The organism is Phaeobacter gallaeciensis, assembly GCF_001678945.1.
Lineage (GTDB): Bacteria > Pseudomonadota > Alphaproteobacteria > Rhodobacterales > Rhodobacteraceae > Phycobacter > Phycobacter gallaeciensis_A.
This window is the reverse complement of sequence record NZ_CP015124.1, coordinates 822,448-843,945: the sequence shown is the minus strand read 5'-3', so window position 1 is coordinate 843,945 and position 21,498 is coordinate 822,448. Positions and strand designations below refer to the sequence as shown.

20 protein-coding genes and 1 tRNA gene are annotated in these 21,498 nt (G+C 57.6%); 15 read left to right on the top strand and 6 right to left on the bottom strand.

Annotated features, from left to right (window positions below; genetic code table 11):
• Positions 1-91 precede the first annotated feature (91 nt).
• The 10 genes from JL2886_RS04005 (at position 92) to JL2886_RS03960 (ending at position 13,313) form a co-directional block, all read left to right on the top strand.
• A complete protein-coding gene (locus JL2886_RS04005; RefSeq protein WP_065270831.1) occupies positions 92-1,540 on the top strand; it encodes a TrkH family potassium uptake protein in 1,449 nt (482 codons plus the stop codon).
• Between the two features lie 166 nt (positions 1,541-1,706).
• Positions 1,707-2,945, top strand: coding sequence for an aspartate kinase (locus JL2886_RS04000; RefSeq protein WP_065270830.1), 1,239 nt, complete (start codon positions 1,707-1,709; stop codon positions 2,943-2,945).
• 43 nt (positions 2,946-2,988) lie between these two features.
• Entirely contained in the window at positions 2,989-5,229 is a 2,241-nt protein-coding gene (gene ptsP, locus JL2886_RS03995) for a phosphoenolpyruvate--protein phosphotransferase (protein WP_065270829.1), read from the top strand.
• Between the two features lie 705 nt (positions 5,230-5,934).
• On the top strand, positions 5,935-8,229 hold the full coding sequence (locus JL2886_RS03990; RefSeq protein ID WP_065270828.1) for a bifunctional salicylyl-CoA 5-hydroxylase/oxidoreductase: 2,295 nt from the start codon (positions 5,935-5,937) through the stop codon (positions 8,227-8,229).
• Entirely contained in the window at positions 8,226-8,981 is a 756-nt protein-coding gene (locus JL2886_RS03985; RefSeq protein WP_065270827.1) for an SDR family NAD(P)-dependent oxidoreductase, read from the top strand. The genes JL2886_RS03990 and JL2886_RS03985 overlap by 4 nt, the downstream gene beginning before the upstream one ends.
• 2 nt (positions 8,982-8,983) lie before the next feature.
• Positions 8,984-9,439, top strand: a complete 456-nt coding sequence (locus tag JL2886_RS03980) for a MarR family winged helix-turn-helix transcriptional regulator (RefSeq protein WP_065270826.1) — start codon at positions 8,984-8,986, stop codon at positions 9,437-9,439.
• Entirely contained in the window at positions 9,436-10,239 is an 804-nt protein-coding gene (locus tag JL2886_RS03975; RefSeq protein ID WP_065270825.1) for an enoyl-CoA hydratase family protein, read from the top strand. The genes JL2886_RS03980 and JL2886_RS03975 overlap by 4 nt, the downstream gene beginning before the upstream one ends.
• Positions 10,240-10,325: 86 nt before the next feature.
• On the top strand, positions 10,326-11,486 hold the full coding sequence (locus tag JL2886_RS03970) for an acyl-CoA dehydrogenase family protein (RefSeq protein WP_065270824.1): 1,161 nt from the start codon (positions 10,326-10,328) through the stop codon (positions 11,484-11,486).
• A gap of 1 nt (position 11,487) precedes the next feature.
• Positions 11,488-13,101, top strand: coding sequence for an AMP-binding protein (locus tag JL2886_RS03965; protein WP_065270823.1), 1,614 nt, complete (start codon positions 11,488-11,490; stop codon positions 13,099-13,101).
• A 138-nt stretch (positions 13,102-13,239) separates the two neighbouring features.
• Positions 13,240-13,313 (top strand) — tRNA-Cys (locus JL2886_RS03960).
• A 68-nt stretch (positions 13,314-13,381) separates the two neighbouring features.
• Here the strand turns inward: JL2886_RS03960 and JL2886_RS03955 are convergent.
• The 3 genes from JL2886_RS03955 to JL2886_RS19850 are packed head-to-tail and all read right to left on the bottom strand — an operon-like array spanning position 13,382 to position 14,801.
• A complete protein-coding gene (locus JL2886_RS03955) occupies positions 13,382-14,413 on the bottom strand; it encodes a site-specific integrase (protein WP_065270822.1) in 1,032 nt (343 codons plus the stop codon).
• Positions 14,410-14,601 (bottom strand): hypothetical protein, encoded by a 192-nt coding sequence (locus JL2886_RS03950; RefSeq protein ID WP_027259529.1) that lies wholly within the window; start codon positions 14,599-14,601, stop codon positions 14,410-14,412. The genes JL2886_RS03955 and JL2886_RS03950 overlap by 4 nt, the downstream gene beginning before the upstream one ends.
• Positions 14,602-14,624: 23 nt before the next feature.
• Positions 14,625-14,801, bottom strand: coding sequence for an Arc family DNA-binding protein (locus JL2886_RS19850; protein ID WP_394410439.1), 177 nt, complete (start codon positions 14,799-14,801; stop codon positions 14,625-14,627).
• A 102-nt stretch (positions 14,802-14,903) separates the two neighbouring features.
• On the opposite strand from JL2886_RS19850, the gene JL2886_RS03945 reads away from it, so the two are divergent.
• Positions 14,904-15,242 carry an Arc family DNA-binding protein gene (locus JL2886_RS03945; RefSeq protein ID WP_065270821.1) on the top strand — a complete coding sequence of 113 codons (339 nt, stop codon included), beginning with the start codon at positions 14,904-14,906 and terminating at the stop codon, positions 15,240-15,242.
• Between the two features lie 357 nt (positions 15,243-15,599).
• On the opposite strand, the gene JL2886_RS03935 is transcribed toward JL2886_RS03945, so the two are convergent.
• Positions 15,600-16,732, bottom strand: a protein-coding gene (locus JL2886_RS03935) for an IS3 family transposase (protein ID WP_237028413.1) whose coding sequence is annotated in 2 segments (ribosomal slippage) — positions 15,600-16,480 and positions 16,480-16,732 — 1,134 coding nt in all. Because the reading frame shifts where the segments join, the coding sequence is not laid out codon by codon here.
• Between the two features lie 270 nt (positions 16,733-17,002).
• Here JL2886_RS03935 and JL2886_RS03925 point away from each other — a divergent pair.
• The 4 genes from JL2886_RS03925 to JL2886_RS03910 all read left to right on the top strand — a co-directional run bounded on the left by JL2886_RS03925 (position 17,003) and on the right by JL2886_RS03910 (position 20,363).
• Positions 17,003-17,572, top strand: a complete 570-nt coding sequence (locus JL2886_RS03925; protein ID WP_065270819.1) for a hypothetical protein — start codon at positions 17,003-17,005, stop codon at positions 17,570-17,572.
• A 168-nt stretch (positions 17,573-17,740) separates the two neighbouring features.
• A complete protein-coding gene (locus JL2886_RS03920; RefSeq protein ID WP_065270818.1) occupies positions 17,741-18,481 on the top strand; it encodes a hypothetical protein in 741 nt (246 codons plus the stop codon).
• Between the two features lie 2 nt (positions 18,482-18,483).
• Positions 18,484-19,227 carry a DUF6615 family protein gene (locus JL2886_RS03915; RefSeq protein WP_065270817.1) on the top strand — a complete coding sequence of 248 codons (744 nt, stop codon included), beginning with the start codon at positions 18,484-18,486 and terminating at the stop codon, positions 19,225-19,227.
• Positions 19,227-20,363, top strand: coding sequence for a DUF4268 domain-containing protein (locus JL2886_RS03910; protein WP_065270816.1), 1,137 nt, complete (start codon positions 19,227-19,229; stop codon positions 20,361-20,363). Before JL2886_RS03915 ends, JL2886_RS03910 begins: the two co-directional genes overlap by 1 nt.
• A 187-nt stretch (positions 20,364-20,550) precedes the next feature.
• Here the strand turns inward: JL2886_RS03910 and JL2886_RS19145 are convergent, their stop codons facing one another.
• Together JL2886_RS19145 and JL2886_RS03900 are read right to left on the bottom strand one after the other, a co-directional pair.
• Positions 20,551-21,081, bottom strand: a complete 531-nt coding sequence (locus tag JL2886_RS19145; RefSeq protein ID WP_082995992.1) for a uracil-DNA glycosylase family protein — start codon at positions 21,079-21,081, stop codon at positions 20,551-20,553.
• Positions 21,082-21,287: 206 nt separating this feature from the next.
• Positions 21,288-21,485: a hypothetical protein gene (locus JL2886_RS03900; RefSeq protein ID WP_054463755.1), complete on the bottom strand. Its 198-nt coding sequence runs from the start codon at positions 21,483-21,485 to the stop codon at positions 21,288-21,290.
• Positions 21,486-21,498 lie beyond the last annotated feature (13 nt).

Below are 21,498 nucleotides of genomic sequence, written 5' to 3'. Positions count from 1 at the left end.
CAGAGCGCTCCGCGGCAAAGAGTGACGCCGAGAAGGCATGACGCCGCCTTTGACTTGACACTTTGCGCAGGGGGCGCCAACGCTGCCCGTCATGTTGGATCTTCGCCCGGTCGCATATGTCATTGGCCTGTTGGTCGTCATTCTTGGCGCCATGATGGTCTTTCCGTTCCTGATCGATCTTTACGATGGGCAGGGCGAATGGCCGGTGTTTCTTGAAAGCGGCCTGATCACCATTCTGGCGGGCGGGCTGCTGGCGCTCAGCTGTGGCAATTCAGTGCGGCAGGGGCTTAGCATTCGTCAGACCTTTCTGCTGACCACTTCGGTCTGGGCGGCGCTGCCGGTGTTCGGTGCGATCCCGCTGATGATGGGGGCGACCGAGCTCAGCTTTACAGATGCGTTTTTCGAAGCGATGTCGGGGCTGACGACCACCGGGTCCACGGTAATCTCCGGCCTTGATGACCTGCCACGGGGGATCCTCTTGTGGCGAGGTATCCTGCAGTGGCTCGGCGGGATTGGTATCATTGTCGTCGCCATGGTGTTTCTGCCCGAGCTACGGGTCGGGGGTATGCAGATCTTCCGCTCCGAAGCTTTTGATACCATGGGGAAGATTTTGCCCCGTGCGCAGACGATCGCACGTCAGATCTCGTTGATCTACGTGGCGCTGACGCTGCTATGCATGGTGGTCTATGTGGTGCTGGGCATGGGACTGTTCGATGCGCTGGTGCATGCCCTGACCACCATGTCGACCGGTGGCTTTTCGAACTACGATGCCTCTTTCGGCACCTTCTCCGGTCCGGCCGAATACGCGGCATCGTTCTTCATGATCATGGCGGCGCTGCCCTTCGTGCGCTACGTACAGTTGATCAACGGGCAGGGGCAGCCGCTGCTGCGCGATAGCCAGATCCGCGCCTTTCTGGGTACTATTCTGGTGCTGATCATCGTGACCGCCAGCGTGCTGCTCTATATCTTCCCGCACCACCCAGAACAGGCTCTGCGCGAGGCGCTGTTCAACATCACCTCGATCATTTCCGGCACCGGCTATGCCAGCGTCGATTACATGGAATGGGGCAGCTTCCTGATCATGGTGTTCTTTTTCATCGGTCTGATCGGTGGCTGCGCGGGTTCCACAGCCTGTTCGGTTAAGGTGTTCCGCTATCAGATCCTGTTTGCCTCGATCCGGGTTCAGATCCAGCGTATCCGCTCCCCCAACGGTATCTTCATTCCGCGCTTTGACGGACGCCCGGTCGGGCCGGATGTCCTCAGCTCGGTGATTTCCTTTTTCATGTTCTTCGTGGTGACGCTGGGGGTCGTGTCCTGGGGGCTGGCTCTGACAGGGCTGGACTTCATCACAGCCGTCTCGGGCGCGGCAACCGCAGTGGCCAATGTCGGGCCGGGGCTGGGCGATATCATCGGGCCTGCGGGCAATTTTTCCACCCTGAATGATGCGGCCAAATGGATCCTGAGCGCGGCCATGCTGATCGGGCGTCTGGAACTGATGGCGGTCTACGCGATCCTGACGTTGCGGTTCTGGCGCAACTGACACCGCGCCGGAGCTCTGGGGTCGTGTAAGGTGGATTGGGCCTCAGACAGAGCCCCCTGCGGCGGTTTGGCCCTTGTATTGCTACAATCCGCAGTCTTGCCCTGATCACGGACCTCCCCTATGAGGCGGTGATCGGAATCTGCGAGCGCACGGAGACGAATGCCCCATGCCCGTTCTAGTAATGAAATTCGGCGGCACCTCTGTCGCCAACCTCGACCGGATCCGACGCGCGGCAAAGCGGGTCGGTGTCGAAGTGGCCAAAGGCTATGATGTCATTGTCATCGTATCGGCCATGTCGGGAAAGACCAATGAGCTTGTTGGCTGGGTCAATGAAACCTCGCCGCTGTTTGACGCCCGCGAATATGACGCAGTGGTGTCTTCCGGCGAAAACGTCACCGCCGGTCTGATGGCGCTGACGCTGCAGGAAATGGATGTTCCCGCGCGCAGCTGGCAGGGCTGGCAGGTGCCGCTGAAGACGACCAGCGCCCACAGCCAGGCGCGGATCGAAGAAATCCCGACCGAGAATATCAGCGCCAAATTCGCCGAAGGCATGCGCGTGGCCGTTGTTGCCGGTTTCCAGGGCATCAGCCCCGAAGGGCGCATCACCACGCTGGGTCGGGGCGGTTCGGACACCACGGCGGTGGCCTTTGCGGCGGCCTTCGATGCCGAGCGCTGCGATATCTACACGGATGTGGACGGCGTCTATACCACGGACCCACGCATCTGCGATAAGGCCCGCAAGCTTGACAAGATCGCATTCGAAGAGATGCTGGAACTGGCCTCTCTGGGGGCGAAGGTCCTGCAGACCCGCTCAGTCGAGCTGGCGATGCGCTATCAGGTGCGGCTGCGCGTCCTGTCCAGTTTCGAAGAACAAAATGACAATGCTGGCACGCTGGTCTGTGCCGAGGAGGACATCATGGAATCCAACGTTGTGGCCGGTGTGGCCTATTCCCGCGACGAAGCCAAGTTGACCGTGCAATCGGTCGCCGACCGTCCCGGCATTGCGGCAACCATCTTTACCTGCCTGTCGGATGCAGGCGTGAATGTGGACATGATCGTGCAGGATATCTCGGACGAAGGCCGCACGGATATGACCTTTTCCTGCCCCACCGATCAGGTGGCGCGCGCCGAACAGGCCTTGCAGGAGAGCAAGGAAAAGGGCGATCTCAACTACGCCGAACTGGTTGCCGACAAGGACGTTGCAAAGGTTTCGGTCGTGGGGATTGGCATGCGCTCGCAATCGGGCGTGGCGGCCAAGATGTTCAAGGTGCTCTCGGATGAGGGGATCAACATCAAGGTCATTACAACCTCAGAGATCAAAATTTCCGTGCTCATCGACCGGAAATACATGGAACTTGCTGTTCAGGCACTGCATGATGCCTTTGAACTGGATAAGGCAGCCTGATCGTGCATGGGCTGCCTGCACAATAACCACGTGAACAGGGCCCATGGTCGAAAGTACTGAATCCGAGAGCCGCAGGTTGCTAGGCCGCCTGCGCGAGGCCATGGCCGGGGATGACCCTGGCCAGGCCCGTCTGGACAAGATCACTCACCTGATTGCCGACAGCATGGGGACCGAGGTCTGCTCGGTCTACCTGTTCCGCGATGACGAGACGCTTGAGCTTTGCGCGACAGAGGGTCTGAACGTCGAATCCGTGCACCAGACCCGTATGCGGATTGGCGAAGGTCTGGTGGGCCGGGTGGCCAGGTACGGCAAGGTGGTCAATACCCCCGATGCCCCGAACGCCAAGGGGTTCCGCTATATGCCGGAAACCGGCGAAGAGCGGTATTCTTCCTTCCTCGGCATTCCGATCCAACGTCTGGGCGAGATGATGGGCGTGCTCGTCGTCCAGTCCAAGGAAGCGCGCGAATTCTCCTCTGATGCGGTTTACGCGCTCGAAGTGGTGGCGATGGTGATCGCCGAAATGGCGGAACTCGGTGCCTTTGTCGGGGAGGGCGCAGCCTTGTCTCCGATGCACCAGCAGCCGGTTCTGCTGAGTGCAACTGCCGCGCAGGAAGGCGCTGCCGAAGGCCATGTCTGGCTGCACGAACCGCGCGTCGTGGTAACCAACCCGATTGCCGATGATCCGCACCGAGAGCTTGAGCGCCTGAACGAAGCAGTGGAAGAGCTACGCGTCGGCGTCGACAAGATGCTGAAGATCTCTGAAAACGGAGACAAGGATCAGCTGCAAGTTCTTGAAACCTATCGCATGTTCGCCAATTCCAAAGGCTGGATGCGGCGCATGGAAGAAGACATATCGCGTGGGTTGAGCGCCGAGGCCGCGGTTGAAAAGGAGCAGTCCCAGGCCCGGGCGCGTATGTCTCAGGTGCAGGATGCCTACCTGCGCGAACGGCTGAGCGATCTTGATGATCTATCGAATCGCCTGCTTAGGATTCTGACCGGGCAGGGCGCCGAAACCGGCGCCGATCTGCCAGTGGACCCGATCCTGATTGCCCGCAATATCGGCCCGGCCGAGTTGCTGGAATACGGTCGCTCGCTGCGCGGCATCGTGCTGGAGGAAGGCTCCGTCGGCTCGCACGCGGCGATCGTGGCGCGTGCCTTGGCGATTCCTCTGGTGGTGAACGCCAAACGCATCACCACCGAGGCGCTGAACGGCGATCATATCATGGTGGATGGCGATCAGGGGGTCGTGCACCTGCGCCCGGATGAAACCGTGGTTAGCGCCTTTCGGGACAAGATCGCGATGCAGGCCGATGCCCAGGAGCGCTATGCCTCGATCCGGGAAAAACCCGCCATTACGCAAGACGAACAACATGTCACCTTGCTGATGAACGCCGGGTTGATGGCGGATCTGCCGTCGCTCGAAGGGTCCGGCGCCGAAGGGGTGGGGCTGTTCCGTACCGAGCTGCAGTTTCTTGTGCGTGATCAGATGCCTAAGCGGTCCGAACTGGTGACGCTCTATCAGCGGGTGCTGGATGCATCGCACGGCAAGCGGGTGGTGTTCCGGACGCTCGACATCGGCTCGGACAAGGTTCTGCCCTATATGAAGCCGACGGATGAGCCGAACCCAGCGCTTGGCTGGCGGGCGATCCGGGTGGGTCTCGATAAACCGGGCGTCATGCGCATGCAGCTGCAGGCGTTGATGCGGGCGGCCAATGGGCGGCCGCTGTCGATTATGTTCCCCTTTGTTGCGCAATTCGAAGAATACCGTGCTGCGCGCCAGGAGATCGACAAGACGCTGGAGCGCGAGCGAATCCTTGGCCACGCGCTGCCGGAACGGCTGGAAGTGGGGGCGATGCTGGAAACCCCCTCTCTGGCATTTGCGCCGCACAAGTTCTTTGAAGAAGTCGATTTCCTCTCGATCGGCGGCAACGATCTGAAGCAGTTCTTCTTTGCTGCCGACCGAGAGAATGAGCGCGTCCGAAAACGCTATGACACGCTGAACGTCAGCTTTTTGACCTTTATCGAGCAGATCGTGGAGCGCTGCGACCGGTTCGAAACACCGCTGAGTTTCTGTGGCGAAGACGCCGGGCGGCCGATCGAGGCTGTCTGTCTTGCTGCGATGGGTATCCGGACGCTGTCGATGCGGCCTGCTTCAATTGGGCCGGTCAAGTCTTTGTTAATGCGTGTTAACCTTTCGGATGTTCGCAAGATTATTTCGGACTCCCGCCACCGGGGCGATCAATCCGTCAGACCTGCTGTGATGCGATACCTGCGGGAACTCTGAGCGCGGCGACCTTCCTGACAGTAAATAATGGTGCGGCCCCGGAAACGGGGCCTTTTTCTGATGGGTTGCCGCAGATTGGCCAGGCGCTTGTCCCATTAGCCGCTACAGTCAGCCGAACCGTTTGTGATGCTGGGTTTTAGGGGAGGACAGGGGGTGATTCAGATTAAACTGTAGGGGGGTAAGAGTTGTCTAAAATATTAGATAATTTGACATATAATCGTCCTTGGCCTCTAAAAATTTACAAAAATCAATAATTTTGACTGGTTTGCCAGGTTCATTCAAATGTTGCCCACATGTTCATCCACAGGAGGGGCTTCTGTTCTGGCGAAGGTTCGAAGTATATCCGGTGAGGTCTGCGTCAGATTGGCAGTGGGGCGCCGGATCGCATAGTGATGTGGCTCACGATCTCGCCAAACGGGATGTTTTATCCCAAAGTTATCCCAAGTTTATCCACATTAATGTATGATGCCTTTGTATTGATGTAAAAACACAAAAGGCAAACCAATCGGGGGGATAGGGTCTCTGCACGCCCTGTAAATCTCAGATTATTTGCATTCAATTTTACCTTCTCTTGGTTGCTAAGTGGTAAACGACGGGCCCCGGAATGGGGCGTTTAAATTTCAAGCATGAAACTTTAAGCTTGAAGTGTTTGTCGTCTCGCTTATCCTGATCCCAACATAACAATCTCATGCGGAGGGTAGGATCATGAAAGTTGCCTGTTTGGGAGGTGGTCCCGCGGGGCTCTACTTCGCGATTTCAATGAAGCTGCGTCAGCCGGACGCTGATGTCACGGTGTTTGAGCGTAACAAGGCGGACGACACCTTTGGTTGGGGTGTTGTTCTTTCCGATGATGCGCTTGAAAATCTTACGGAAAATGACCCAGAAAGCGCCGCCGAAATCCGTCGGAACTTTGCCTATTGGGATGACATCGCGGTGGTGCACAACGGCGTGCGTACGGTGTCCGGCGGTCACGGGTTTGCCGGGATCGGGCGTAAGAAGATGCTGCTGATCCTGCAGGAGCGCGCGCGGGAGCTCGGGGTGAACCTGCAGTTTGAGACCGAGGTCGGACCGGCAGCGGACTATCAGGATGACTATGACATCGTGGTTGCCTGTGATGGGCTTAATTCCAGCGTCCGCAATGAGTTCGCGGAACACTTTAAACCCAATATCGACGTGCGCCCGTGCAAGTTTATCTGGCTGGGCACCCATCAGAAGTTCGATGACGCCTTCACATTTGTGTTCGAAAACACCAAACACGGCTGGGTCTGGATCCACGCCTATCAATTCGATGCGGATACGGCGACCGTGATCGTGGAGTGTTCTGCGGAGACCTGGGACAACTGGGGCTTTGAGGACATGAGCAAGGAAGAGATTATTCGCACCTGCGAAGAGATCTTTGCCGACCATCTGGGTGGTCACAACCTGATGTCCAACGCCGACCACCTGCGCGGATCGGCTGTCTGGATCAACTTCCCGCGGGTGCTCTGCGAAAAATGGCACCATCAAAACGTCGTGCTGTTGGGCGATGCCTCTGCCACGGCGCATTTCTCGATCGGGTCCGGATCGCGGCTGGCCTTTGACAGTGCCATTGCCTTGGCCGAGCTGCTGACGGTCGAGCCGTCGATGGAACGCGCCTTTGAGCGCTATCAGGACGAGCGGCGCCTTGATGTGCTGCGCTTGCAGTCGGCCGCGCGTAACTCATTGGAATGGTTTGAGGAAGTTGAACGTTATCTGGATATGGATCCGGTTCAGTTCAATTATTCTCTGCTGACCCGTTCGCAGCGGATCTCCCACGAAAACCTGCGCCTGCGCGACCCGGACTGGCTGAAATCAGCAGAAAAGTGGTTCCAGGAACGGGCGGGTGTTCCGGCCGATGCGCCGGTGCGTGTGCCGATGTTTGCCCCTTATAAATTGCGTGACATGACGCTGGAGAACCGCATCGTTGTCTCCCCGATGGCGCAGTACAAGGCGGTGAATGGCTGCCCGACGGACTGGCACCTGATCCATTACGGTGAGCGCGCCAAGGGTGGCGCCGGGATGGTCTATACCGAAATGACTTGCGTCAGCGCCGAAGGACGGATCACCCCCGGCTGTCCCGGTCTTTACGCGCCCGAACATGAAGCCGCCTGGACCCGTCTGACTGATTTCGTGCATAACGAGACCCGGGCCAAGATTTGCTGCCAGATCGGCCATTCGGGCCGCAAGGGTTCGACACAGGTTGGCTGGGAAGTGATGGACGCGCCTTTGAAAGAGGGTAACTGGGATCTGGTCTCAGCCTCACCCTTGCCCTGGTCCCCGAATAACGCCACCCCGCGCGAAATCACCCGCGCAGAAATGGAGGCCGTGAAGGCCGAATTCGTCGCTTCGGCCGAGATGGCAGAGCGCGCCGGATTTGACATGATCGAACTTCATGCGGCGCATGGTTATCTGATCTCTTCCTTCATTTCGCCAAAATCCAATATTCGTGAGGATGAGTTTGGCGGCTCGCTGGAAAACCGCCTGCGCTACCCGCTGGAGGTCTTCAAGGCGATGCGTGACGTCTGGCCTGCCCATAAACCGATGTCCGTCCGGATCTCTGCCAACGATTGGATCGGCGACGAAGGCGTAACCCCGGAAGAGGCGGTCGAGATCGCCAAGGCATTCTCGGAGGCTGGCGCCGATATTATCGACGTCTCTGCCGGTCAGACCTCGATCGACGCCAAACCGGTCTATGGACGCATGTTCCAGACGCCGTTTTCGGACCGTATCCGCAACGAAGCAGGTATCGCGACCATGGCTGTCGGCAATATCTACGAGGCCGATCATGCGAATTCGATCCTGATGGCAGGCCGCGCCGATCTGATCTGCGTGGGGCGTCCGCATCTGGCGGATCCTTACTGGACGCTTCACGAGGCAACCCGGATCGGGGATCGACAGGCCGCCTGGCCGTTGCCCTACGAGGCGGGCCGGGATCAGGCCTGGCGTCTGGCGGACCGCGACGCAGAGGTGGTCCGGGCATGAGTGTCGCGGGCAAACACGTCGTCATCTCTGGCGGTGGCTCTGGCGTTGGCGCCGAACTGGCGGCACAGTTCGCGGGCCAGGGCGCCCGCGTGACCATCCTGGGGCGCCGGATGGAGCCCCTGGAAGAGGTCAGCGCGGCGACCAAGGCCCTGCCGCTGACCTGCGATGTCACCGACCGCGCTGCCGTTGAGGCAGCGCTCACCGAGGCGGCGGCCAAGAACGGACCGGTCGCCATTGCCCTAGCCAATGCCGGGGCGGCGCCCTCCAAACCTTTTGATCGGATGAGCGCCGAGGATTTCGGCGCGGCTTTGTCGGTCAATCTGGCGGGGGTTTTCAACCTCTGGCAGGCGGCGCTGCCGGGGATGAAAGAGGCAGGCTGGGGCCGTATGATCGCCATCGCCTCGACCGCGGGGTTGAAGGGATACCCCTATGTTTCAGGCTATTGCGCGGCAAAGCACGGCGTGATCGGGCTGACGCGGGCGCTCTCGCTGGAACTGGCACGCACCGGCATCACGGTAAATTCGATTTGTCCGGGTTTCATTGAAACGCCGCTCCTGCAAAGATCGGTGGATAATATCGTTGCCAAGACCGGGATGACCCCGGAGAAGGCGGAAAAATCACTGCGGGCCAGCAACCCGCAGGGTCGTTTCATCCAGCCTGCCGAGGTTGCCGAAGCGGCGTTGTGGCTGGCAAGCGAGGGGGCGGGATCGGTGAACGGTTCTGCCCTGCCCATATCAGGAGGCGAGATCTGAACGTGGCGGAAACCTCAAAAGACAGATTGCGGCTGTGGCTGCGGGTGCTGAAGGCGACCCGCGCGGTGGAAAGCGAGATCCGCGAAAACCTGCGCCGCGATTTTTCGACCACCCTGCCGCGTTTCGATGTGATGGCAGCGCTGGTCCAGCACGAAGACGGGCTCAAGATGAGCCAGCTCTCTGGCGTGCTGAAAGTGTCGAACGGCAATGTGACCGGCATCATCGAACGTCTGGTCGAGGATGGCCACGTACAGCGCGAACCGGTTCCCGGTGATCGCCGCGCCAGCCTGGTACGGATGACCGAGCAGGGCCGCGCCGAATTCGCACGGCAGGCCGAAGCGCACGAGGCCTGGATCGACAAGATGTTTGCGGATGTGCCCCCCGAGGCGGCCCAGACCATGGCCGAGGCGCTGGATGCTGTCGCCCGCCGTTTGGAAAACAAGGATGAAAGTCGATGATCAATACGGATACCAAACATTTTCTCTGCCACGTTGAAGATGGCATTGCGACCGTGTCGCTGGACCGGCCCGAGCGTAAGAACCCGCTGACCTTTGACAGCTATGCCGAGATGCGCGACTGGTTCCGCGAGTTGCACTATGACGATGACATCAAGGCGGTGATCTTTGCCTCCAATGGCGGCAACTTCAGCTCGGGCGGCGATGTACATGATATCATTGGCCCCCTCACCAAGATGAGCATGAAGGAACTGCTGGCCTTTACGCGGATGACTGGCGATCTGGTAAAGGCGATGGTGAACTGCGGCAAGCCGGTGATTGCGGCGATTGATGGTATCTGCGTGGGCGCCGGGGCGATCATCGCGATGGCGTCGGATCTGCGTATTGCCACGCCGGAGGCCAAGACGGCATTTCTGTTCACCCGCGTCGGGCTGGCGGGCTGTGATATGGGGGCCTGCGCCATCCTGCCCCGGATTATCGGTCAGGGCCGCGCGGCTGAACTGCTATATACTGGCCGTTCGATGAGCGCCGAGGAAGGCGCCGCCTGGGGTTTCCATAACAAGCTGGTCCCGGCCGAAGAACTGACCGCAGAGGCGCGTCAGTGGGCGACGCGGATCGCGGCGGGCCCGAATTTTGGTCACATGATGACCAAGACAATGCTGGCGCAGGAGTGGTCGATGTCCATCGAACAGGCGATCGAGGCCGAGGCCCAGGCGCAGGCTATCTGCATGCAGACAGCGGACTTTGAGCGCGCCTACCATGCCTTTGTAAACAAGGAAAAACCGGTCTTCGAAGGAGACTGAGTTCTATCGCCCGCCCGGTCTATGCCGCGGCGGGCTTCGCATTGACGGAGAAGAGCTGCACAAGACAGCCAAAGGGGAGTTTCATCATGGCGGACCGGACATTTCTGAACTGGCCATTCTTCGAGGACCGGCACAGAACGCTGGCAGCGGATCTGGATGCCTGGGCGGCCGAGACCGTCAGCGGGATCGACCATTCGGACACCGATGCCGCCTGCCGGGCGCTGGTGGCGGCGCTTGGAAAGGGCGGCTGGGCGCAGCATTCCGGCGCGCCAGCCGGTGAAACCCTGGATGTGCGCAGCCTGTGCCTGATCCGGGAAACTCTGGCCCGTCACGATGGGCTCGCCGACTTTGCCTTTGCCATGCAAGGTCTTGGAACCGGGGCGATTTCCCTGTTCGGCAACGAAGCGCAACAGGCAGAATGGCTGCCGCTGACCCGCTCCGGGCAGGCGATTTCGGCATTTGCGCTCACGGAACCGCAATCTGGTTCGGATGTGGCAAATTCCACAATGACAGCGACGCTGGATGGCGATGAATATGTGCTGAATGGAGAAAAGACCTGGATCTCAAACGGCGGGATTGCAGACGTTTACACCCTGTTTGCCCGCACCGGAGAGGGGCCGGGCGCCAAGGGATTGTCCGCCTTCATCGTCCCTGCCGGGCTGCCGGGGTTCGAGGTGGTCGAGCGCCAGCAGGTGATTGCGCCGCACCCGCTCGCCACCCTGCGGTTCACCGAATGCCGGATCCCGGCAAGCGCAATGATCGGTGGACCGGGGCAGGGGTTCCGGATCGCCATGTCGGTTCTGGATGTTTTCCGCTCCACCGTTGCGGCTGCGGCCCTTGGCTTTGCCCGCCGGGCACTGGACGAGGCACTGAGCCGCGTCACCAGCCGCCAGGTCCAGGGCGCGCCGCTGTTCGATCTGCAGATGGTGCAGGGGCATATCGCCGATATGGCACTGGATGTGGATGCGGCGGCTCTGCTGGTCTACCGCGCCGCGTGGACCAAGGATTCCGGTGCAGCCCGGGTGACCCGCGAAGCGGCGATGGCGAAGCTCTTTTCCACCGATCAGGCGCAGCAGGTCATCGACAAGGCGGTGCAGTTGCACGGAGGGGACGGTGTGCGCCATGGTCAGAAGGTCGAGGAACTTTACCGCGATATCCGCGCCTTGCGCATCTATGAGGGCGCATCGGACGTCCAGCGGGTGGTGATCGCGCGCCAGACACTTGGCGCCTTTGAAGGAGGCAAATGAGATGCTGGGACCGACCGCACATAGCGACACCTTCACCCGCGATAACCTGCCACCTGCGGACCAATGGCCGGACTTCCTGCTAGAGGGCTTCGACTACCCGGAACGGCTGAACGCCGCGGTCGAGCTGACCGATGCCATGGTGGAAAAGGGCTTTGGCGATCACACCGCCCTGATCGGTAACGGACGGCGCCGCACCTACAAGGAACTGTCTGACTGGACCAACCGTCTGGCCAATGTGCTGACCGAGGATCTGGGCGTTAAACCGGGCAATCGGGTGCTGATCCGCTCAGCCAACAACCCGGCCATGGTGGCCTGCTGGCTGGCCGCGACCAAGGCGGGCGCGGTGGTGGTCAACACCATGCCGATGCTGCGCGCCGGAGAGCTGGCCGCCATCGTCGACAAGGCCGAGATCAGCCACGCGCTTTGCGATACGCGGCTGATGGATGAGCTGGTTTCCTGCGCCAAGACCTCGGACTTCCTGACCTCGGTGGTCGGCTTTGACGGCACCTCCAACCACGATGCGGAACTTGACCGTCTGGCGCTGGAAAAACCGGTGACCTTTGATGCGGTTGAAACCGGGCGCGATGATGTAGCGCTGTTGGGCTTTACCTCGGGCACCACGGGATCCCCCAAGGCGACGATGCATTTCCACCGCGATCTTCTGATCATCGCGGATGGCTATGCGCGCGAAGTGCTTGATGTGCAGCCGGAGGATATCTTTGTCGGCTCGCCGCCGCTGGCCTTTACCTTTGGCCTTGGCGGATTGGCAATTTTCCCGCTGCGCTTTGGCGCTGCCGCAACGCTGCTGGAAAATGCATCACCGCCAAACCTGATTGAAATCATTGAGAAATACAAAGCGACCGTCTGCTTCACCGCGCCCACTGCCTATCGGGTGATGCTGCAGGCGATGGAGGAAGGCGCCGATCTGTCGTCGCTGCGGGCGGCTGTTTCGGCGGGGGAAACCCTGCCGGCGCCGGTCTATGACGAGTGGATGGCAAAGACCGGCAAGCCGATGCTGGACGGCATCGGCGCCACGGAAATGCTGCATATCTTCATCACCAACCGGTTCACCGACCACAAACCGGCCTGCACCGGCAAACCCGTCTCAGGCTATCAGGTGCGGGTGCTGGACGCCGATGGGAATGAGGCACCGCGCGGAGAGATTGGCCGCCTTGCGGTCAAGGGGCCAACCGGCTGCCGTTACATGGCGGACGAGCGCCAGAAAACCTATGTCCAGGACGGCTGGAACGTCACTGGCGACAGCTTTGTCATGGATGAAGAGGGTTACCTGCATTTCGCCGCCCGAAATGACGATATGATCATCTCCTCCGGCTACAATATTGCCGGCCCCGAGGTGGAAGCCGCGCTTCTGGCGCATGAAGCCGTTTCTGAATGCGCCGTTGTCGGCGCCCCGGACGAGGCGCGCGGCCAGATCGTCGAGGCGCATGTGGTGCTGACCGCCGGGCACATGCCCTCGGATGCGCTGGTGAAGCTGTTGCAGGACCACGTGAAGGCGAGCATTGCGCCCTACAAGTACCCGCGTTCAGTAGTCTTCACCAAAGCGCTGCCCAAGACGGAAACCGGAAAAATCCAGAGGTTCCGCCTGAAAGGTTGAACCTTCGCTGGCGCTTGTCCCGAAGATGGGACAAGTGCCGTCCATGATTGGCGCGGAATGCAGGTTTGGCCTTGTGCTTGGAAATGAATCACGCTACTTCCAGCGCCACACCACAAAGACCTTGGCGACAGGGCAGAAGGCGAGTTGGCGGAGTGGTGACGCAGCGGATTGCAAATCCGTGTACACCGGTTCGATTCCGGTACTCGCCTCCAATAAAATCAATGACTTGCGTCATATTCACTCTCCTTCACTTCCATTTTTGAAACAACCGTTGAAACTTTCACGTTTCGGTCTTGCTTCGTTCCATTTGATTTCTTGCCTCTTGAGCGCGCTTCGCGAGCTCTCTTTGCCGGATCGGGCCACCGTACTTTTTCAGCATCTCGACGCCCGAGTGGCCGGTGACCGCCTTGACCATCTCGTCATCACATCCAGCCAGATACAGCTCGATCGTCGCATTTTTCCTGAGCCCGTGCGTTTTGTAGTAGCTCGCCTTCTCGTGCTTCATCTTCTTTTTGATGGTGCGCATTTCTTCCGCAACAATCCGGTAGCTCACTGGTCGACCCTTGGCGTCGGTCACAACAGTGCCGTCCGTTCGTGCGAGCCCGTCGAGATGGGCTTTCAGGCGGTCGGTGAGCGGGATCCAAAGAGGCTTGTCGGTTTTGCCCTGCGTGAAATCGAATCCTTCATCGGAGAAGTGCTCCCATTTCATCTTCACGACATTGCCAATACGCTGGCCTGTTCCAACGCAAAGCTCGTAAACCAGCCGCGCCCTCTTTGAGGCCAGCGCTTCGAACTCGGCCCGAACATCATCTGGCCAAGGCTCCCAGCCGTCGCTCTGCTGCTTGAAAAGCGGAATACCCTTCGCCGGATTGCCGTGCTCTTTCTTGATGAAGCCGATCAACCGGGCGTGATTCATCAGGACGACCATGACCTGGACAAGATAGTTGGCTTGCCGCCAATGATCCGCATTGGCCCGGTGCAATTCATAGATGTGATGGGTTTCGATCCTGGCCGGGTCTTTGTCGGCCCAGATCTCACGAATGTGGCTGATATACCGCCGATAATCGGACCTCGTCCGAGGCTTCAGCTTCTTGTAGGCGTCGCTCTCGTAGTAGCTAAGAATCAGCGCCTCAAAATTGCGTTTCACCGGCGCTGGCGCGGGTTTTCCTTTCAGCAGACGATTGTAATGATCCCAAAATTCCGGCGTGCCCGCTTCCTCGTGCATCATGACCGAGATACCGCGCGAACGCCGGATGAACCGGAGATACCCCCGGTCATTGTAGACGTATTTGGGCAAGCTCTTGCGAGTCATTCGCCCATTCTCAGGTCACTGTTGAGAAAGTCGTCTGCCGCCTCTGGCGCGACCATGTTGGCATCGACGATGACACTGCCATCAGGCTTGATCTCAAATTTTGCCCGCTGCCAACCTGCCTCCCGCGCCTCGCGGATGAAGGCGGAGGCTGCCTGTCTCGCCTTTGTCTGCACACTTGCTTTGGTCATATGATCGACACCTCTCTTAATTGTTAACAACGCGCACTATCACCCTGATCCATATTGATATTCCCAACTGATCCGAGTGTGGACCTCCTGTCTTTCGCCGCGCGAATGGCGCGGATCACTTCTGAATTTTGGGAGTTTCCATTGCGATCTGACTCCGCCTTGATCCACTCTTTGAGCTCTTGCGGAAGCCGAAGTTGCATTGGTTTACGACTTTTCATGAAACGCCTCCAGGTTGAAACCACAACCCGTTAGTGGCACTTAGCCACTATTGCGTCAATTGCTTTTTATGGCACAGTGCCACCATGCCAGAACAAAGCTCTCAAAATCAGGATAAATTCATCGTGCGTCTGCCAGACGGCCTGCGCGATCGAATACGCCTCGCGGCTGAGGCTAACCATCGCAGCATGAATGCTGAGGTCGTTGCCCTCCTCGAAGAAAACTATCCGGCCCCTGTACCGGAAAACGTCACCGATCCTGCTGCAAGGCTTCTTTTTTGGCTTGCCAAAAGAATACGACGCAGAACGCCTAAACCGGGCTCAGCGAGAGAGCGCCAAGCGGCGCTGTACGAGAGCATCGCGAGCGACATTACCGCTCGGATGGAGGCGATTCATCAGAGCAATCAGAAAGGCGGCAATGGTTAGCGAATTGAACGTTTAACCTCTAGAATCTGCCGAGAAAAAAATGCCCAAAACACTTTGGCAGCGCACGAAACACGTTGCCTCAACCTATACTTGGACCTTCATAGTTGTGATGGTCCTCAATCAACTGCTATTCTTCGGCTTTTGCCTAAATCCAATTTGTTTGATCGCGGCTATGCCGCATGTTCTTGCTATCACAGTGGCGTTGGGTAGCTGGTTCAACAAAATCAATGGCTGGGGCGGTGGCGACCAAGATGTGGAGCGATCCCCCCCTTCAACGAGGGTCGTTCCAAAGAGAGTAGAGGTGGTCCTGCTTTTTCGACCAGTTTGCAGCCTTTTTAAGGTGGATCAGGGTTTCATTTAGGCTGCCATTCTCATCGGTTCTGTTTTGCTTTCATAGGCCTCGTTGGGGGTCAATATGCCGTGGGTCGAATGCGGGCGCTCGGAGTTGTAATAGGTCTGCCATTTGCCGATCCCAGTCCGCATTTCTGATCCCGTTTCAAAGGCGTTCAGATAGACGCACTCGTATTTCAACGACCTCCACAGCCGTTCGATCATGCGATTGTCGCGCCAAGCGCCTTTCCCGTCCATGCTGATCTTGATCTTTGCGTCTGTCAGCACGTCGATCCACGCACCGCTGGTGAACTGACTGCCTTGATCGCTGTTGAAGATTTCCGGCGTACCGTACTTGGTAATGGCCTCTTTCAAAGCCTCGACGCAAAAGTTCGCATCCATGCTGTTCGACAGCCGCCAGGACAAAACCTTGCGGCTGTACCAATCCATGATGGCCACAAGGTATAAGAACCCGCGCCGCATCGGTATGTAGGTAATATCTGCGCACCAGACTTGGTTGGGACGATCAATCACCATATTGCGCAGCAGGTATGGCCAAATCCTATGCTGTGGATGCTTCTTGCTGGTATTGGGTTCCTGGTAGATTGGCACCAACCGCATAAGCCGCATCAAACGCCGGACGCGGTGTCGGCCACAGCGATGATTGTTACGCTTCATAAAACGGGCCATCTGACGCGATCCGTACCAAGGCGTTTCCAGAAATTGCTTGTCGATGATTTCCATGAACCGCAGGTTCTCGGCGCTTTCGCCAACGGGCCGATAGTAAAGCCGTGACCGCGACAACTGCAACAGTTCGCACTGTTTACGAAGGCTTAACGGATGATCCCGGCTCACCATTTCTTGCCTCGCGTCCCGAGCAACTGATGCGAGGCTTCGGCTAAAAAATCCCGTTCCACCACCAACTGGCCGATCTTCGAATGCAGCTTGTCCACGTCGACGGCACTGACCTGCCCAGGGGCCGGACCCCGGCGCGTAAATGCTGTCGTCATGTTCTCTATCGCTGCCCGCTTCCAAGTGCCGATCTGGGTCGGATGCACGCCGTATTTCTTGGAAAGTTCCGCCAGCGTCATCTCCTCGCGGATCGCTTCAAGCGCGACCTTAGCTTTGAACTCAGGCGAATGGTTCTTTCGTTTCTTCATTCTGGATCACTTCTTTCGTCATGCGATCCACCTTAACGACTGGTCCGAATTTCCGCGACCACCTCTCCTCTGCAATACGTCGTCACCGAAGGCAAACTTTCGGATGAGCTGACTGAGGCCCAACTTCGAACCGGAGCTGCGTTTAAACAATCGGGTATACGCAGCGAAAAAAGCAGCTCTGCCCACTCGCTTGTTTCATACGACGTCATCGGCAAACTTGCCGAAGGTGCGGAGTTGACGCGAGGGACGATCGGAGAAATCCTGACCGGAATGAGTGCTGCGAAGTTTTCGACGTTCCAGGCCAATCCGGAACAGTTCATCTCCGAGGCCTCACGCATTATCAAAGAGCAGAAAGCCACGACTGTCATCGAGCATCTGACCTATGATGCAACTGCCGACAAATACGACACAGATATTTTCCCCGCGACCCAGAGTGGCACTGATCTGACGCAGGCCGTCGGGAAGTTGCGAAACCACATCTATGACTATGCTGTCGTCGATTCTGGAGTCGAACGCAAATTTGTCGAAGACCTGGATACAAGCGATGAAATCGTCGTCTACTCGAAGCTACCGCAGGGTTTTCTCATCCCAACGCCTGTCGGTGACTACAACCCCGACTGGGCGATTGCTTTCAAAGAGCAATCGGTGCAACATGTCTATTTTGTTGCTGAAACAAAGGGTTCTCAGCCGTCTCTCAAGTTCCGCGAGCTGGAGCGAGAGAAAATCAAATGCGCTAGGAAGTTCTTTGAGGAGATCGCGAACAGCGTCCCGAATGACCGCATAAAGTATGATGTTGTGTCAGACTTTTCTGAGCTCATGTCTGCGGTTCGGGGCAACTAGCCATGCTTGAGGGGTAGCCTTTGTTCCACGTTGATTTGAGCGAGAGAAAATTTTCTCGCCTTTCGCAAAAGCACCCTGCGAATCCAGCAGGCTGTGACGCTTTAAAGCGTCACCTCAGTTTTTTCATCATGGCCACAGCTCGAACGCATAGAATTAGGAAACAGACCAATGAATCTGACCGAAGAAATAGACCTTGAGGCCTTCGCCAAAGCCTTTCTCGAAATCTACCTGGAGAATGGCTACACGACCATGCCGAAACGGGAAATCGACCTATTAGTGTTGCGCCTGTTGATCGAGCATCGTGAAAGTTGGTCCTGGGAAGAGCCTCCGAGCGCCTTTGCTTTGTCTCAGGAGTTGCGTGCCACAAGAAGCAAAATGCGGTCCATGATGGACGAAATCTCCTTTCGCCACCTCGCGAATGAAGACACGGCCCGAAAACGACTACGCAAGATCATCACGGATCGCGTGCGTGAGGAAGGTGAAGAGCTTTTTGAAAACAACAAGGTCCGCATCCAGATCGAGGATGGATTTCTTCGGGAGTTTGCCAAGGATCTGGTTCAGAAAGATTTTGGGATCGTCGATTCATCCTTTAACAGCTCGATCCTAGTGCTCTCCGGCGACAAGTTCTTGGCAATTGCATTTGAGGTGATGCCGGAATCTGCGCGCGAGAAGATCGAAACGGAGCTTAATGAACACAAAGAAGCATTGCACGCTCAGGACAATCAGAACCTTTTCCGCCTATTCTTTGAGCATGCTGTTAAAGGTGCAGGCAATGAAGTTGGAAAGCAGGCAATTAACCTTGGCGTCACCGCGTTGACTGGCGGCACGGATAAACTTCCTGGGATCGTGAAGTGGTTCATTGACAAAATGAAAAGCGACGATTCTGACTCGGTTTCTGTCGAGGTTTGACAATGGCTGCCCCCATAACACTTCGCGACTATTTGCGTCGACGCGCCGCATGGGTTTGGAACGAACAGGGTCATGCTTTCAAGCAGGGCTTGTCACTTCAGGAAGAGACTCTCACCGAAATGCTATTGCTTCGCATGGCCCGCGATCATGCCAAGCACGGCTTGAGCGTCACGATGTTCAATAAAACTGAGGAAGGCATCAACGGTGCCGATTGGGAATGGATCGTGCGCACGCCGTGGTGCGATCTGGGCCTCCGTGTCCAGGCCAAGAGATTGTATCACGCCAGCAAAGGATCGGACTATGGCGGTCTAGACCCCAAATCGGGGCAGTCGGCAAAATTGATTGCCAACGCGGGGACGAGCGTCCCACTCTATGTTTTCTTCAACCACGACCACGGCACTAACTCCAGCCTCCTCAACGGGGGCGGCGAACACCCCTATCGGGGGCGAAGCTATTGGGGGTGCTCGATCGCGTGTGCCAAGAAAGTTGAAGCAGAAAAGAGCAACGCTCTAAGCAAGTTGAAGAAGCACTCAAAGCCCTGGCACCGCCTATTCACACCGTCCGGCAACTGTAACGCTATGGGCGCACTGGGCATTGATCCTGGCGAGGCAGATCGCTCGATGCCAGGGGATAGGCGTCAGATTTTTGAGCGCATCCGCGACCGTAGTTTTATGTCCCAGTACATTCTCCAGCATGATCTGGCTGGTGTTGCAATTATAGATTTCTCCGATTTTCGAGGTGAGTGATGTTCCGCGTTGATTTGAACCAAAATCGTTTGTCCCGCCTGACCCAGAAGCGCTTTTCTGACTTGAACCTGCGCGAGCGTGACCACTTGCAGGAGTGGCTGGCCAACCAACCTGATGCCCTCGGGGAGGAATTGCTAATCATTCAAAAGGAGTTCGACGGATTCGATGAAACCCGCGAACGCCTGGATCTCTTGGCACTCGACAAGGACGGCAACCTCGTTGTGATCGAGAACAAGCTTGATGACAGCGGGCGAGATGTGACGTGGCAGGCGCTTAAGTACACCGCCTACGTTTCGGGCCTGACCAAGACCCAGATCGTCGATATCTACCAACAATACCTCGACCGCTATGCGGGCGGTGGCAATGCGGCCGTGCGGATCTGCGAGTTCATGGAGGTTGAGGAATTGGAAGAAACTGTCCTCAACCCAGGCAATGACCAGCGGATGATCTTCATCGCAGCGAACTTTCGTCGCGAGGTCACGGCAACAGTCCTTTGGCTCCTCAGCCGCGGAATTCGCGCACAATGCTTCAAGGTGACCCCATATTCGTTTGGCGACGAGCTGATGGTCGACATTCAGCAGATCATACCTACGCCTGAGGCGGCAGACTTTATGATCGGAATGTCGAGCAAAGAAAACGAAGAGAAAGCCATCCAGGACACACAGAAGAAGCGGCATAAGCTGCGCTTGGACTTCTGGGAAGCAGCCCTTGAACAGCTGCGTGTCGACGGCGTTACACTTTACCAGAATATCAGCCCGACCAAGGATCATTGGCTCAGCGCAGGATCTGGGACCCGGTCTTGCCCCTATCAGATGATCTTTTCGAGAGATGAAGCGCGGGTCGAGATAAGCTTGCAGCGGTCAGAAACCGCAGAGAACAAATGGCTGTTTGATCAATTGTATGGACAGAAAGACATGATCGAGGCGGCGTTCGGTGCAGAGCTTGATTGGCGACGTATGGACGATAAAAAGGCCAGCCGCATCGTCTACGCTCAACCCTTTGACGGCTTCAACCGAGAAGCATGGCCCGAGATGATTGGTTGGCTTGCGGCTCATATCCAAAAACTGGAAGCGGCCTTCAGTGAACCCCTTTCGCGCCTGAACCGTCAGGTTCGGTCGCAAGAGGAAGCGACCTAGCTGAGGGTCCAGGTTTCAGCGATGATGGCCAGGGCGGTGAACCCACCCCAGCACAGAGGTCATTCGGTGACCGAATCGTCATCGCGGCGCGGGAAGGCGACCATTTCGACGTCGGGGATCCTATCGAGAGTGCGACCTCACAACTGAGGCAGCCCAATTTTCGCATGCTTTGGGCCGTCCGCCGACTTCACTCAACTGCAGCGAACTGGTCTTCAGCCCAGCGGCGGATCTTGTCCTCTCTCGGCATGCCTCGATATTGGCGCGGAGTATTCCAAGCTTGGGTTGATGGGTGCCCTGTTCGGTAGGCTCTTATGTCAGGCATATGCGCTTCAAACACTTCGTGGGCGAACTGTGCCGCCTTTCCCAGATAAACGATGATTTCGGGCTGAACGCGTTGCAAACGGGCAATGAGCCTAGCTCGGTTCTCGGGTGCCAGAACGTCCTGTTTGCGTGGCTGCGTGCTCCCATCATATCCCTCGCGCTCGGGATATCTTGGCAGTGAATGTGCATTGACTAAGCTGTAGGCATCCAGTTGCGACGATGGAAAAACCAGCGGATGCAGGACCTGCAAACATCGGAGCATGATTTCAAGGTTTTGTCCGGACTGCCCAGCGAAAGGCCGTCCGTCCCTTTCTTCTTCACGTCCAGGACAGGCCCCGACAAGCAGTACTCTTGGATGTACATCGACAAATCTGAAATCAGCAGCGTTCCTACACATCTCGAAAACCTAGCCGACCATGATCGGAAACCCAAGGGCACCGGCGACGGGGTGCGAATACATCCTTACAGTCCAGCCGATAGCGAAGTGAATACCGCAGAAATCAATCGGCCATGCCCACGAAATTTCACCTGAAAGCCGAACTACAGCTTAGTTCTATCGCCTCAGAAGAAAGCCAGGGCGGGCAACCCGCCCTGGCACTGAGGTCATTCGGTGACCGGTTCTTCATCGCGGCGCGGGAAGGCGACCATTTCGACATCGGGGAACATGCTATGTTTGACGTTGATCGAGGTGATGTTGCCACTGTCGTCGGTGTTGACGAAGAGGACACCGCAGCGGTCCCAGAAGTTCTTGCCATCTTTTTCGCCGGATTTGACGTTCAGTTTCAGAGTTTGAGTAGCCATTTTTTGATCCTCA

Excerpts from the sequence above, each read along its gene's own strand:
- JL2886_RS04005 (WP_065270831.1), top strand. The coding sequence starts at position 92 with ATGTTGGATCTTCGCCCGGTCGCATATGTCATTGGCCTGTTGGTCGTC.
- JL2886_RS04000 (WP_065270830.1), top strand. The coding sequence starts at position 1,707 with ATGCCCGTTCTAGTAATGAAATTCGGCGGCACCTCTGTCGCCAACCTC.
- ptsP (WP_065270829.1), top strand. The coding sequence starts at position 2,989 with ATGGTCGAAAGTACTGAATCCGAGAGCCGCAGGTTGCTAGGCCGCCTG.
- JL2886_RS03990 (WP_065270828.1), top strand. The coding sequence starts at position 5,935 with ATGAAAGTTGCCTGTTTGGGAGGTGGTCCCGCGGGGCTCTACTTCGCG.
- JL2886_RS03985 (WP_065270827.1), top strand. The coding sequence starts at position 8,226 with ATGAGTGTCGCGGGCAAACACGTCGTCATCTCTGGCGGTGGCTCTGGC.
- JL2886_RS03975 (WP_065270825.1), top strand. The coding sequence starts at position 9,436 with ATGATCAATACGGATACCAAACATTTTCTCTGCCACGTTGAAGATGGC.
- JL2886_RS03970 (WP_065270824.1), top strand. The coding sequence starts at position 10,326 with ATGGCGGACCGGACATTTCTGAACTGGCCATTCTTCGAGGACCGGCAC.
- JL2886_RS03965 (WP_065270823.1), top strand. The coding sequence starts at position 11,488 with ATGCTGGGACCGACCGCACATAGCGACACCTTCACCCGCGATAACCTG.
- JL2886_RS03955 (WP_065270822.1), bottom strand. The coding sequence starts at position 14,413 with ATGACTCGCAAGAGCTTGCCCAAATACGTCTACAATGACCGGGGGTAT.
- JL2886_RS03950 (WP_027259529.1), bottom strand. The coding sequence starts at position 14,601 with ATGACCAAAGCAAGTGTGCAGACAAAGGCGAGACAGGCAGCCTCCGCC.
- JL2886_RS19850 (WP_394410439.1), bottom strand. The coding sequence starts at position 14,801 with ATGCAACTTCGGCTTCCGCAAGAGCTCAAAGAGTGGATCAAGGCGGAG.
- JL2886_RS03945 (WP_065270821.1), top strand. The coding sequence starts at position 14,904 with ATGCCAGAACAAAGCTCTCAAAATCAGGATAAATTCATCGTGCGTCTG.
- JL2886_RS03925 (WP_065270819.1), top strand. The coding sequence starts at position 17,003 with ATGAGTGCTGCGAAGTTTTCGACGTTCCAGGCCAATCCGGAACAGTTC.
- JL2886_RS03920 (WP_065270818.1), top strand. The coding sequence starts at position 17,741 with ATGAATCTGACCGAAGAAATAGACCTTGAGGCCTTCGCCAAAGCCTTT.
- JL2886_RS03915 (WP_065270817.1), top strand. The coding sequence starts at position 18,484 with ATGGCTGCCCCCATAACACTTCGCGACTATTTGCGTCGACGCGCCGCA.
- JL2886_RS03910 (WP_065270816.1), top strand. The coding sequence starts at position 19,227 with ATGTTCCGCGTTGATTTGAACCAAAATCGTTTGTCCCGCCTGACCCAG.
- JL2886_RS19145 (WP_082995992.1), bottom strand. The coding sequence starts at position 21,081 with ATGTGTAGGAACGCTGCTGATTTCAGATTTGTCGATGTACATCCAAGA.
- JL2886_RS03900 (WP_054463755.1), bottom strand. The coding sequence starts at position 21,485 with ATGGCTACTCAAACTCTGAAACTGAACGTCAAATCCGGCGAAAAAGAT.